The 11919-nt window shown below is 63.0% G+C and carries 12 protein-coding genes; 2 read left to right on the forward strand and 10 right to left on the reverse strand.

Annotation, left to right across the window (positions count from 1 at the left end):
- Positions 1 to 15: 15 nt before the first annotated feature.
- The 3 genes from CHB96_RS13950 to CHB96_RS13960 are packed head-to-tail and all read right to left on the reverse strand — an operon-like array spanning position 16 to position 1827.
- On the reverse strand, positions 16 to 540 hold the full coding sequence (locus CHB96_RS13950) for a CGNR zinc finger domain-containing protein (protein ID WP_089247129.1): 525 nt from the start codon (positions 538 to 540) through the stop codon (positions 16 to 18).
- A 19-nt stretch (positions 541 to 559) separates the two neighbouring features.
- Complete coding sequence (locus CHB96_RS13955) at positions 560 to 994, reverse strand: OsmC family peroxiredoxin (RefSeq protein WP_089247131.1); 435 nt, start codon at positions 992 to 994, stop codon at positions 560 to 562.
- Entirely contained in the window at positions 991 to 1827 is an 837-nt protein-coding gene (locus tag CHB96_RS13960; protein ID WP_089247133.1) for an enoyl-CoA hydratase/isomerase family protein, read from the reverse strand. The genes CHB96_RS13955 and CHB96_RS13960 overlap by 4 nt, the downstream gene beginning before the upstream one ends.
- 131 nt (positions 1828 to 1958) lie before the next feature.
- Here CHB96_RS13960 and CHB96_RS13965 point away from each other — a divergent pair, with 131 nt between their 5' ends.
- A complete protein-coding gene (locus CHB96_RS13965) occupies positions 1959 to 2777 on the forward strand; it encodes an alpha/beta fold hydrolase (RefSeq protein ID WP_089247135.1) in 819 nt (272 codons plus the stop codon).
- An 18-nt stretch (positions 2778 to 2795) separates the two neighbouring features.
- Here the strand turns inward: CHB96_RS13965 and CHB96_RS13970 are convergent, their stop codons facing one another.
- From CHB96_RS13970 to CHB96_RS13990, 5 genes are all read right to left on the reverse strand, one after another.
- A complete protein-coding gene (locus tag CHB96_RS13970; protein WP_089247137.1) occupies positions 2796 to 4328 on the reverse strand; it encodes an acyl-CoA synthetase in 1533 nt (510 codons plus the stop codon).
- Positions 4329 to 4407: 79 nt separating this feature from the next.
- Positions 4408 to 5514 carry a phosphotransferase gene (locus CHB96_RS13975; protein ID WP_089247139.1) on the reverse strand — a complete coding sequence of 369 codons (1107 nt, stop codon included), beginning with the start codon at positions 5512 to 5514 and terminating at the stop codon, positions 4408 to 4410.
- Complete coding sequence (locus CHB96_RS13980; protein ID WP_089247141.1) at positions 5511 to 5861, reverse strand: hypothetical protein; 351 nt, start codon at positions 5859 to 5861, stop codon at positions 5511 to 5513. Before CHB96_RS13980 ends, CHB96_RS13975 begins: the two co-directional genes overlap by 4 nt.
- Positions 5858 to 6907: a TIGR03857 family LLM class F420-dependent oxidoreductase gene (locus tag CHB96_RS13985; protein WP_089247143.1), complete on the reverse strand. Its 1050-nt coding sequence runs from the start codon at positions 6905 to 6907 to the stop codon at positions 5858 to 5860. The genes CHB96_RS13980 and CHB96_RS13985 overlap by 4 nt, the downstream gene beginning before the upstream one ends.
- Before the next feature lie 3 nt (positions 6908 to 6910).
- The gene (locus CHB96_RS13990; RefSeq protein ID WP_089247145.1) at positions 6911 to 8644 is read right to left on the reverse strand and encodes a PEP-utilizing enzyme; all 1734 of its coding nucleotides are present in this window, start codon (positions 8642 to 8644) and stop codon (positions 6911 to 6913) included.
- A gap of 269 nt (positions 8645 to 8913) precedes the next feature.
- Between CHB96_RS13990 and surE the strand changes: the two genes are divergently transcribed.
- Positions 8914 to 9693 (forward strand): 5'/3'-nucleotidase SurE, encoded by a 780-nt coding sequence (surE, locus tag CHB96_RS13995; RefSeq protein WP_089247147.1) that lies wholly within the window; start codon positions 8914 to 8916, stop codon positions 9691 to 9693.
- Between the two features lie 38 nt (positions 9694 to 9731).
- Here the strand turns inward: surE and CHB96_RS14000 are convergent, their stop codons facing one another.
- On the reverse strand, positions 9732 to 10343 hold the full coding sequence (locus tag CHB96_RS14000; RefSeq protein ID WP_089247149.1) for a hypothetical protein: 612 nt from the start codon (positions 10341 to 10343) through the stop codon (positions 9732 to 9734).
- Complete coding sequence (locus tag CHB96_RS14005) at positions 10340 to 11830, reverse strand: AMP-binding protein (RefSeq protein ID WP_089247151.1); 1491 nt, start codon at positions 11828 to 11830, stop codon at positions 10340 to 10342. The genes CHB96_RS14000 and CHB96_RS14005 overlap by 4 nt, the downstream gene beginning before the upstream one ends.
- Between the last annotated feature and the right edge of the window lie 89 nt (positions 11831 to 11919).

Below are 11919 nucleotides of genomic sequence, written 5' to 3' on the forward strand. Positions count from 1 at the left end.
CGCAGTCGCGCCTTCTCACACGTTCCTGGCACGCGAGTTTCGCAGATTCACGTAATTCGCGCATCGCGCTGCGTGATAACGCGCCGACCGGTTCTTCGATCGATCGTGAAATGCGACGCTGCATTGTCCGAGGGCGCAGAGCTTGAGCCGAGACCACTCTCCTCGAGCCTGCGCCCTCAACATCTCCGCGAAAACCAGTCCTGCGACATCGTTTTCGAGTCCAGCCACGACGGTTCCCGACTCGTCGAGCGTCAATGCCACCGAGTGCAGGTGCGGCACGATCGACGCGGTATCCCCGGACACTGCGGCTCGGATAGTTTCTCGCAAGGCGCGAAGCGATTCGGCGTCGACAGACGCCGGAGGAAGTCCCCGAGCCACAAGGGCAGCATCGGCCCAGCGTTGAGCCGTGTCGGACTCGGCGAGAAGATCCGGCGTCGGGTCGCGCAGTCCAGCGGAGGCAGTGTTGAGAAGCTCCTGCACTATGTCGAGTCCGTCCGGCGCAGCCGTCACTCCGTAGCGACTGTTCGCGCTGTCAACCATTGCTCGATCGTACGATGAGTCATTCACTTGCCCCGACCAGCTCCGCTGTCATTTCAGGTGTGTCGCGCAACATGCGCGACAGCAAGCATCCGTCGCGGGCCACCGTCGTCAGCGCCGCGAACTGATCGGAACGGATGCCGGGCACGACGGCTTTCAGGGCAATCCTGACCGTGCCCGGCTGCCCGCCACGCACCCCGAGCTCGACCTCGAATTCGACAGCGGTTTCGATCGACTCGGCGACGAAGTTTCCCCATCCCAACACGTTCGCAACGGCCTGATTCAGGCAACCGGCATACGCTGCCGCGAAGAGTTCCTCAGGGCTTGCGCCTGCCTCGTCGTCGAAACGACTTCCGTAGCTGAAGGGCGTCGGTGGAACTGTCGGCCTCGACGTCGCAATCGTCCCGGATCCCCGATGCCAATCGCCCGACCATGTCGAACTCCCACGCGCGATCATCGCGCGTCACCGCCGTTCGCCAGTTGCACCAGCAACGCCGGATGATCCCGCTCCGCGTTCGTCGCTCGTCCCCACCCCGCCGACTCCATGGACGCCATTCGTCGCCGAGCCTCTGGATGCGCGATTGCCTCCCCGATCGCCGAAAACGATTGGGCGAGTTCGTCGGTCGTCGGCACGATCGATCGGTCGTCGACGATCCGCTTGGCCGACGCGATCGCATGACGCGGAAACCCTGCAATCCGTTCGGCCAATGCCGTCACCTCGTCGTCGAGTCGGTCGTCGGCGATCGCTCGGTTGATCCAGCCGTAGCGCTCGGCCGTGGCCGCATCGAAATCATCTGCACCGAGGACTATTTCGAGTGCGCGGGACCGCCCTACGATTCGGGGAAGCCAGTCGAGCCCTCCCCCGCCAGGAACGACGCCGAATCCAACTTCCGGCTGGCCCAGCCGCGCGGTCTCGAGACTTGCGAATCGCATGTCGCACGCAAGTGCGAACTCGCTTCCGATACCGCGGGCACGTCCTCTGATCGACGCGATGGTGACGACCGGTGCCGACGCGAACCGTCGTACGAAGGTCGGCCACGTGCGCGGCAGGGACGCTGCACCTGGAATGTCGGGGACCTCGTCGAGCCTGTCGACGTCGAGATGAGACACGAAGTAGTCGGAATCGGCACTGTCGATCACGACGACGCGCAGGTTCTCGTCGTTCTCCATGCGGTCGAGTAGAAGGTTCAGGGCTGCATAGAGATGCGGATCGAACAGGTTGATAGGCGGGTTGTCGATCGTCACCCGTATCAGTCCTGGCGCCTGTTCCTCGAGTATCAGCGTGGTCATCGGCTCTCCAATCGGTGACAGCAGTGAAATTGCTTTACCCATGTCTACACCCTTGACCGGCGCGCCCGCATCCGTTAGACAGGACTCAACCCCTTATGCCGCTGTCAATCATCGATCCACAGGAGCACCGGATGCCAACCCTGACCGTCGGGACCGAAGAACTGCACTTCGAGGATCACGGCTCGGGCAGACCCCTTGTACTGATCCACGGATTCCCGCTGGACGGCACATCGTGGGAACCTCAGGAACTCGCTTTTCTCGACGCCGGATTCCGCGTGATCACCTACGACAGGCGCGGATTCGGCCAGTCGAGCAAGCCTGCAACGGGATTCGACTACGACACCTTCGCCGACGACCTGAACGCGCTGCTGTCGTATCTCGACCTGACGGACGTCACGCTGATCGGATTCTCCATGGGCACAGGAGAAATCGCACGTTACCTCGGACGGTACGGCGCGACCCGAATTCGATCGGCAGCAATGCTCGCAACACTCGGCCCGCAGTTGGTTGCCAGTGCCGAGGACCCCGTCGGCGTACCCGCCGAAGCATTTCAGGCAATCCAGGACAACATTCGCCGAGATCGATTCCAATACCTCGAGAACTACTTCCTGACGCACTACATCGCCGAGGAAAATCTCGGAAACCGTGTGAGCGCACCGACTCTGCGTCAGAACTTCGTCGTCGCCTCTACGGCAGGAGCGTACGCAACGCTGCACTGCGTCGACGCATGGCAAGAGGACTTCCGCGCCGACCTACGGAAGATCGATGTTCCACTGCTTGTCCTGCACGGCACCGAGGACCGGAACATCCCCATCGACTTCGGGGCGCGGCGCATTCCCGAGTTCGTGCCGCACGCAGAGATCGTCGAGGTCGTAGGTGGACCCCACGGCATCGGTACGACGCACGTCGAGGTGGTCAATCCGAAGCTCCTCGACTTCGTCGGAAAGTAGCAGGTCCGGCTGTTCAGCCTAGCCGAACATGGACTTCAGCGTGCCCTTGACCAACTTGCCCGTCGGCGTACGGGGTAGGTCCGCTGCGAAGACGACTCGGCGCGGCACCTTGTAGCGAGCGAGTTTGTCCTTGGCGGCTGCGAGGATCTCCTCGGCGACTGCGTCCGAGGGCTCGACCCCTGGCACGAGCTGCACGACGGCCAACACCGACTCGCCCATCTCGTCGTCGGGCACTCCGATGACGGCGATGTCGAGGATCTTCGGCTGCGCTGCGAGCGCATTCTCGATCTCCTGCGGATAGATGTTGACCCCGCCGGAAATGATCATGAACGTCGAGCGATCCGTCAGGAACAGATACCGGTCTTCGTCCAGGAAGCCGACATCACCCGTCGTCGACCAGTTCTCGTGGTTCGGGTGCTGCGCGGCCTTCGTCTTCTCCGGATCGTTGTGATAGGCGAACGGCATCGTCTCCCGCTCGAAATACACGTCGCCGATCTCGCCCGCACCGAGCTCACGGCCGTCGGGACCGCAGATCCGTACGATTCCGACGAGCCCGTCCTTGCCGACGGAGCCCGGCTTCTTCAGCCATTCCTCCGAGGTGATGCTGGTCATCCCGGCGAGCTCGGTGGACGAGTAGTACTCGAGCAGAATCGGTCCCCACCAGTCGATCATCGCGCGTTTGACGTCGATCGGACACGGCGCGGCGGCGTGAATCGCTGCTCTCAGCGAGGACGTGTCGTACTTGTCGCGTACGGTCCGGTCCAGCTTGAGCAGGCGAACGAACATCGTCGGCACCCACTGGCTGTGCGTGATGCGGTACCGGTCGATGAAAGTCAGCGCGGTTTCCGCGTCGAATTTCGGCATGACGACGACGGTTCCGCCGAGCGCCTGCACCGACGCAGCCGTCCGCAGAGGCGCAGCGTGGTACAGCGGCGCTGTCGACAGATAGACCGTCTCCGACGTCATCCCCCACACCGACGTCGCCAGGCCGACCATCGTGTCACCCGGCTCGTACACTTCCCGGTCCGGCAGTGTCGGCTCGATCCCCTTGGGCCTGCCCGTGGTTCCCGACGAATACAGCATGTCGGCACCGCGCGGTTGCACGGCGAGAGGCTCGTCGGAGATGCCGTCGAGCTCGGTGTCCAGTGAGGCATACCCGTCGATCTCTCCCCCGAAGGACAGAAAGAAATCGACCTTGCCCGACGCCTTGGCCACCTCGGCTGCCACGTCGGCCAATGCCGCAGAGGCCACGACGACGCGAGCCTCACAGTCGTCGACGATGTAGCCGACCTCCGCGGGCGTCAGGTGACGGTTGATCGCGGTGATGTAGAGCCCCGAGCGCATCGCTGCCCAATACACGTCGAACACACGTGGGTCGTTGTCGCTGATCAGCGCGATGTGATCACCCTTGCGCACGCCTCGGCCATGGAGATAGCGCGCCAGCCGAGCCGACCGCGACTCGAGCTCGGCGAAACTGACCTGGATTCCGGTATCCGCCATGATCACTGCGGGCTTGTCCGAATGGGTCGCCGCATGGGCACCGGGAAACATCGACTACCACCTTCACTGAACAGCTACCGATCGATCGTTCACACGATGTTAGCTGTTCGATGCTGCCCGCGGAAGGCAGTCAGGCAACTCGGAGTGCTTGCGTCACGTTCCTCAGGGCTGCCACCGACTTCCAGTCCGTCACTGCCGCACAGTTTCGCGCGAGCAACGCGAGAATCAGCCGGTTCACGACGTCGTTGTCCGGCAATACGTCGATGGCGGCAAGCGTGATGTACAGACCGCTCAACAACTGAATCTGGTAGTCGCACGTTGCCTGTCCGAGGTCGTAGCCAGGCGTGCGTTCGGCGAACACATCGATGTATTTCTGCAGGAGCCTGTTCTCGTGAGCTCGTCTGGCCTCGATCCCGACGCTGCCGGACATGAAGTATCCGACGTCGTACATGGGATTGCGCAGCCCAGTGACCTGCCAGTCGATGAAAATGGCGGCAGGCTGCGCGCCCGAGGTGTCGAACAAGATGTTGTCCACCCGAGGATCGCCGTGCGTGAACGTAAGGCGTTGCTGCGGAAGCTGATACCAGTCGCGGACCAGAGCCGTCGCTTCGGAGATCGCACCGAGCGACTCCGCGGGAAGGTCGTTCGAAAACCGTTGCAGCGCAGCTCGTGCACCCGACTCCGCCGCCACGGACCAGTACTCGCACACAGCCCCGAGCCGAATCATCCATGCCGGCGCCGACTCGTCGGTCAGAGGGAAGAACTCCGAATGGAGCCGTGCCATCTCGATGACGACGGATTCCGCTTCCACCGGCCCGCACCCGGCGACCTGGTTACCTGCCGTTGTCGTCGTGCTGAGGTCCTCCATCACGAGATTGATGGTGGTCTCGTCCCCGGTGACCCAGTACTTCAGGGGAATTCGGCACGCGTGACGCTCCGAGATATCCACGTAGGCGCCGATCTCACGATGGTAAGCACCGCTCCGAAGACCGTGCGCGTGAACCGCCGGATCGCTGGGCTTCAGTTTCACGACGAGCGAGCTCGGCGCATCACCCGCTGGAGTCGAGTAATCGATCTCGACCCGGACCGTGTCGCTGACGTTGCCCGCCCCGATGGGCGCCGACGAGATCGACGCGACCTCCGCTCCAGGGATTCCCGAGTACCGAAGCACGGACTGAATCCACGCGGCATCGATCTCGGCGACGGTATCCAACAGGCGAGGCTCGAGAGTGCTCATGACCATGACCCTTCGAAGTAGCCGGAATTCCAGACGTCGGTGATGACACCGTCGTCGGCCTTGAATATTTCTATGCCACAGAGCTTTTCTCCCGTGCTGTGACGGATTGCGTTCCAGGTGAGTGACGCAAAAGTGTCGTCTCCCACCAGCGTCACTATCGAGAATTCCGGTTCGTGCGCCGCCAGATCTGCTTCGATGCGCGCGAACTGCTGCTCCCTGGTGAGTGCGGTGACCGATCCTGCTGCGTGCCTCAGCATCGGTTCGCCGCAGATCTCGTGAACAAGGTGAATCTGTCGATCGTTGTAGAGCTCGAAGAGGTATCGCTCGACAAGATGAGAAGGTGTCATGCGGACACCCGCGCGTTCCGAAACGCCGTCACCGTCGACCTCAGCTCGGACGGTGTGGCACCGTGCAGGATGACACCATCGACACCGAGATCGAACTGATGACGGACCAGATCGGCGCATCGTTCCGCCGAACCGGTTGCAGCGCAGTCCAACCACTCGGATGGAATGACCTCGGCGAGTTCGGCGAACGTCTCCGAATCGCCGACAGCGTCGGCCCATCCCGGAAGCCCCTGCACGACGGCCGATTCACGGAATTCTTTCAGTCTTGCCGGATCCCACCGGTTGGTGGACACCAGCAGATCGCCATAGACCTGGAGGTACGTGGCGATGCGGCCGACCGTCTTCTTCAGGAACGTCTGCTCGTCGATTTCGTCGGACACCGTGGCGTAGCACGACCAGACCTTCACGCTCCGAGGATCTCGGCCTGCCTGTTCGGCGGCGTCACGTACTGCCTGCACCGAACGTACGACGGTCTCGTCGGAGAAGAAGGTGTGCAGCACGACCATGTCGTACGCCCGACCTGCCATCGCGAGCGTCTTGTCGCCGAATGCCGTTGTCGCGAGCGGAATGCGTTCGTCGAACGTCGGATCCAACGACAGCGCGGGAAATTTTCCGAGGGGGCCGTCGTAATCCAGGATCTTCTCGCCCTGCCACAGGCGTCGCATCACGTGCGCAAATTCCTCGAGTTGCACGGTGGTGGTCTGCTTCAACCCCATCGCATCGATCTGTGGCCGTAGACCGCGCCCGACGCCGAGCGTGAACCGACCGCCGGTGAGGCGGTGCATCGTCGACCCGAACGCAGCCGTGATCGACGGATGGCGGGTGTTGATGTTCGTTGCGGCAGTGGTGATTCCGATGCGGCTGGTTACCGCTCCCGCGGCGCCGGACAGCGCGCATGCCTCCTTGACATTGAGTCGCTCGGAGATGAAGGCCTGCCCGAGCCCCATTGCCTCGGCCTCGGCCAACTCGTCGAGCATCGTCCGAGGGCTCTCGACGTGGCCACCCAATGTGTAGAAGCCGAGCTGGTCGACCCTCGCGTCAGACATGGGCTAGAGAACCGTCACGGTGCCGGTTGTCCCGTCGACTTCGATTTCGGCGCCGTCCGGGATTCGGACAGTCGCATCCGTTGCCGAGACGATGCACGGGATCCCGAGTTCGCGGCTGACGATCGCGGCATGCGAGAACGGCGCACCGACGTCGACGACGACAGCCGCGGCCGTGACGAAGAGCGGCGTCCACGACGGATCGGTGATCGGTGCGACGAGAATGTCTCCTGCATCGAGAGCGGACGGATCGTCAGGTGTAGTGAGGACGCGAGCCCGTCCACGCGCGATTCCGGTACAACCGGAGACGCCGGCGATCGACTCACCCTTGCCCAGCACAGTGCTGCGCTTGTCCGACCGCAGAGGCCACTCCTCGACCGGAGGCGCGGTGCCATCGACGACGAACGGCGGCTGTCGGTCGAACAGGTGAAGGTAAGTCTTCTCACGGTCGGCCAAAACGGATGTCAGCGCGGACGGATCCGCGAGATAGCTGTCGATCTCGTCGGCGAACAGCATGAAGATGTGCTTCACCTCCGCCAAAGAGCCGGATTCGACGCCTCGCTTGCCGAGTTCCAGTGCTGCCAAGCGGATCTCGTGCATCAGCATCGCAGCAGTAGTGCGCCCGCGCTCTCGTCCGCGCATCCAGAGCGCAGCTGCATTCAGAACGGCTTCGAACTGAGCCGATGCCTCGGCGTCCGCTGCGAGCGCAGCACGAACGTCGGTCGATGCTGCTTCACGCTGCGCAGCCCGCTCGGCGGTCTTCGCCTCGGGTGCTTCCGACTCGTCGACGAGTCGCATTCGGTCGATGGTGCCCAGCGCCAAAGCTGGATTGACACCCCACGTCGTCGCACGGATCTCCCATTCGGCTGGGCCGCGGAAGTCCCAATCGGCGAGGAAGTCGTCGAGTTCGGCGGCGAACGCGACGACGTCGGAATCCTCGGAGCCGCTGAGTCGTTCGTACAGGCCTTCGACACCGGCGTCGAAGAGAGCAGCGATCTGCGGCTTCTGCGCGAGACGCCCGAGGTTCCACATCCTGATCGACGGTAGGGCAGAGTCGATGTTGCCGATTCCCGCGACGAGCGTCAGCGCCAATTCGGGTCGGCCGATGGCCTCGGTCAGTTGCGCCATTGCGCCGAGGCCGACGCCCGACTTGAGGCTCGCTTCGATGTGATGCTTGAACAGGCGCCGGAGAACAGTTTCGAAAGACCGCATGCGCGTGAACAATTCAGCATCCGACAGGCCCGTCAGATCGGGACGGTCGGCTCGGATCTGTTCGACCTCTGCCCTGTCCACGTCGTAAGCGGCGAGATCCGTTGCGCCGAGAACCTGCTCGCCGAGCCACTGGCCGGCCTTCGCCTCGTACTCGGCGTTCTCGTCGAAATCGCGACGCTCGCTTTCGTAGCTGGGAATACCCGGCATGTCGCCGAAGTACTGGAGGTCGACGGCTTCGGCGGACATACCGGGAACGCGGACTCCGAACAGCCGCATCAGCGACATGTTGATGTACAGGTAGCTGCCGAACGCAGGAAGGATGTTCATTGCGACGTTCTCGACGTACAGATCGGCATCCCACACACCGCACGCGACGAAAGCGTCGCGCCAGCCGGGCTCGAGGCAGTGCTGGAATCCGACCGATGCATTCAGCGGACTGATCGGATCGGGGAAGATCTCGCCGACATTGGCCCGCGAGTACAGAGGAAATACCTTGGACGTTGCGTCGTCGATCGGCCACTCGGCCATGTCGTACCTCTTTCGTGGGCGTTGGTCCCGTGCGTGAAGACGTTCGGCGCAGCTCATCGTCGTACCGGATGGTTAGCGAACGTGTATTCACAGTATTATGTGACTGCGATCACGGTGTCAAGACCTCTTTCGAGGCCTTTCGCCGGGCTTCGGGTCGACATCGCGTCGCGACGCACTGAAGGCTGGACAAAAGTGCGAACTTTGAGTCACTATCGGACTCACGATCACTGGCGCACCCCATTCTCGGTGTGCGCGAAAGGGGAACTGCGATGCGCATTCTGGTCACCAACGACGACGGAATCGAGGCCCCGGGCCTGCTGGCGGTAGCCTCTGCGCTCGTCGAGGCAGGACACGACGTCGTGATCGGTGCCCCCGCCGTCGAGAGCAGCGGGAGTGGATCCTCACTCGGGACACTCGAACACGGGGCTGTCATCGCCGTCGAACCTCGTCGACTACCGGAATTGCCGAGCGTGGACGCGTACGCATTCGACTGCCCGCCTGCATTCGCCGTGCTGGCTTTCTGCGCGGGCCAGTTCGGCCCACCTCCGGAACTGGTCGTGAGCGGCATCAACCCCGGTCACAACACCGGACGATCGGTTCTCTTCTCCAGCACGGTAGGCGCCGTGCTCACTGCCCAGATCGCGGGAATCGGGGGCGTCGCGGTCAGTTGCGGGTTCCCGCCGTCACATCGATTCGACACCGCAGCCGACGTAGCCGTGCGGGTCGTGCAATGGATCGACGACAACGAGGCCCATGGCCTCACACTCAACGTCAATGTCCCGGACCTGGACTTCGATCAGCTCACCGGTGTACGCGTCGCAACCCTCGGTGCGCGCAGCCTGCTCGGGTTGAAGATCACGCGGGTGGACGGCGGCGTCGAACTGCGCAGGTACGACAACACGTCGGGCCTGGGAGCGGACACCGACGCTGCGACGGTGTTGGCCGGTGCCGTTGCGGTGACTGCGTTGACGACCGTCGGCTCGGATGAGTCCACCGAATTGGCCGGGGTCGGAGATCTCTTGCGATATGGCTTCGCCGCCCGTGCGTGAGGAGTTACGCCGCGGCGTAACTCCTCACGCACAGAGCCCTATTCGTCGTGCTCGCCCCGCTCTCGACGCAACACGAACAGCAAGTCCTGGTGTAATTCCATCCAGATGTCGTGGTAACTGTCGTTCATCGGCCGGGCGAAGGCACCGCGATCGCCGGCTCGGATTCTGTTCAGCGCAGCGGTGAGCCGAGGCGCGTAGAGCGACATCCGCGGATCCTCCGCTCCCAGCGGCTTCAGAGCTTCGGCGATGTCGGCATGTACGACAGCAAGATCGTCGACGACCCGCGCGTCGTATTCGATATCTGCATGATCGTTGGGCGTCGCCTCGTCCCGCATCTGCCAGGCGCTGCATACCTGCTTGAACCGCCCGTTCAGCGGAAGGAATGCCTCGTAGAACGCCTCGACGGCGGGTCCTGCCTGCTCCGATGCAAGCAATTCGGCGTGCCGTTCCTTGCCGACGGGGCTGAGCATCGAGCCGCTCATCCGCCCTTCCTTACGCACGACGAGGTGGTCGTCGACGAGCGGTTGCAACCGCAACTGCAACTCGTCCGGACCGATTCCGACCATCTCCGCGAGCACGGGATCGGTTGCCAATCCTTTGATCCGGATCGAGTGCAGAATCGAAAACGATTCCTGAGCAGTGGTTGTCATGACTGTCCTCCTATGTGAGCGAATTCGTCCTTCAGGGCACGCTTGTTCAACTTGCCGGTGGGCAGCCGCGGCAGTCGCGAGGTGAATTCGACGACACGCGGAGCTTTGTAGTGCGCAAGCCGACCTCGGCAGAACGCGATGAGATCGGCCTCGGTGACCGTCGAATCTCTCAGTTCGACAACAGCTTTGACGCGCTCACCGAATTCGGCATCGGGCACTCCGATCACGGCAGCGTCGAGGACACCGGGATGCGAGACGAGTACTGCTTCGATCTCATCCGGATAGATGTTGACCCCACCGGAAATGATCATGAACCCCGCGCGTCCGACGAGATACAGAAATCCGTCCTCGTCGAGATAGCCGAGGTCGCCCATCTGCTTCCGGCCACTCGCGTCGGCGATGTTCGTGTAGCTCTGAGCCGCGGTCGGTTCGAACCAGACAGTCCCCACCTGGCCTGCGGGCAGTTCGACGCCGTCGCCGTCGGTGATGCGCACGGTGGTCTTTCCGAGCGGGCGCCCGACCGACCCGGGATGCGTCCTGGCCTCCAGCGGCGCGATATAGGTGTGGCCGTAGCCCTCGGATGCGCCGTAGTACTCGTGCAGAATCGGGCCCCACCAGCGATCGATCTCGTTCTTGATGTCGATCGAACACGGCGCACCGGAGGTGAAGGCAACTCTGTGCGTCGCTATTCGCCTGCGGTTCGGGACGTTCAGCAACCTGACCAGCATCGTCGGCACCCACTGCGAATGAGTCACCCCGTACTTCTCGATAGCAGCCAGCGCGGCGTCGGCATCGAATTTCTCCATGCAGACGATGGTTCCGCCGGCCGCCAGCGTGATGAGCTGGAAGGTGAACGGCGCGGCGTGATAGTTCGGCGCGGGCGAGAGCAGCACGGTGTCCGCGTCGATCTCGAGCTTGTCGACGAGACCGGCGTGACGCGGCGGTGCAGCCTCCGGATGCACTCCGAGCAATCCCTGCCGAAAAGCCTTGGGGCGTCCGGTGGTTCCGCCGCTGAACAGCACTCGGGCACCGAGAAGTTCGCCGTCGACAGGCGTGGTCGGCCTGTCTCGGAGGGACGCGTCGAGGTGCTCGAAACCAGGGACGTCGTCGACGGACATCAACAAAGCTCGATGCCCGGCAGAACCGACAGCGCCCGCCACCGTCGAAGCCAACAGCGCACTGGTCACGACCACCGCGGGCTTCGACTCCGCGATGAGCGCAGCCAGCTCCGAAGTCTGCAGATGCCAGTTCACCGGCGTCACGTAGAGCCCGGTGCGCATGCCTGCGGCGACGACAACGGGCCACTCGATGTTGTTCTCCATCGCGATCACGACGGTATCGCCGCTGCTCACGCCGTGTTCGCGCCACCGGTGGGCAAGTTGATTCGAACGACGGTCCAGCTCGGCGTATGTCAAAGATTTGCCCGACGCCGCCATCATGTAGGCCACTGCATCCGGCCTGTCTCGGGCAATGCTCGGTGGGTACACCAGGAACCTCGTTTGCGAATAGAAGGTCACTAACGCTTGCAAGCTAAGCGCACGTCACATTTTTACACAAGATGTGGTTCACACCACTG

This window comes from Rhodococcoides kyotonense, from assembly GCF_900188125.1.
Taxonomy (GTDB): Bacteria; Actinomycetota; Actinomycetes; order Mycobacteriales; family Mycobacteriaceae; genus Rhodococcoides; species Rhodococcoides kyotonense.

Coding starts and splice junctions, on each gene's coding strand:
- CHB96_RS13990 (WP_089247145.1), bottom strand. CDS start 8,644: ATGGCCGAGTGGCCGATCGACGACGCAACGTCCAAGGTATTTCCTCTG.
- CHB96_RS13955 (WP_089247131.1), bottom strand. CDS start 994: ATGATCGCGCGTGGGAGTTCGACATGGTCGGGCGATTGGCATCGGGGA.
- surE (WP_089247147.1), top strand. CDS start 8,914: ATGCGCATTCTGGTCACCAACGACGACGGAATCGAGGCCCCGGGCCTG.
- CHB96_RS13970 (WP_089247137.1), bottom strand. CDS start 4,328: ATGTTTCCCGGTGCCCATGCGGCGACCCATTCGGACAAGCCCGCAGTG.
- CHB96_RS13980 (WP_089247141.1), bottom strand. CDS start 5,861: ATGACACCTTCTCATCTTGTCGAGCGATACCTCTTCGAGCTCTACAAC.
- CHB96_RS14000 (WP_089247149.1), bottom strand. CDS start 10,343: ATGACAACCACTGCTCAGGAATCGTTTTCGATTCTGCACTCGATCCGG.
- CHB96_RS13960 (WP_089247133.1), bottom strand. CDS start 1,827: ATGACCACGCTGATACTCGAGGAACAGGCGCCAGGACTGATACGGGTG.
- CHB96_RS13965 (WP_089247135.1), top strand. CDS start 1,959: ATGCCAACCCTGACCGTCGGGACCGAAGAACTGCACTTCGAGGATCAC.
- CHB96_RS13950 (WP_089247129.1), bottom strand. CDS start 540: ATGGTTGACAGCGCGAACAGTCGCTACGGAGTGACGGCTGCGCCGGAC.
- CHB96_RS13985 (WP_089247143.1), bottom strand. CDS start 6,907: ATGTCTGACGCGAGGGTCGACCAGCTCGGCTTCTACACATTGGGTGGC.
- CHB96_RS13975 (WP_089247139.1), bottom strand. CDS start 5,514: ATGAGCACTCTCGAGCCTCGCCTGTTGGATACCGTCGCCGAGATCGAT.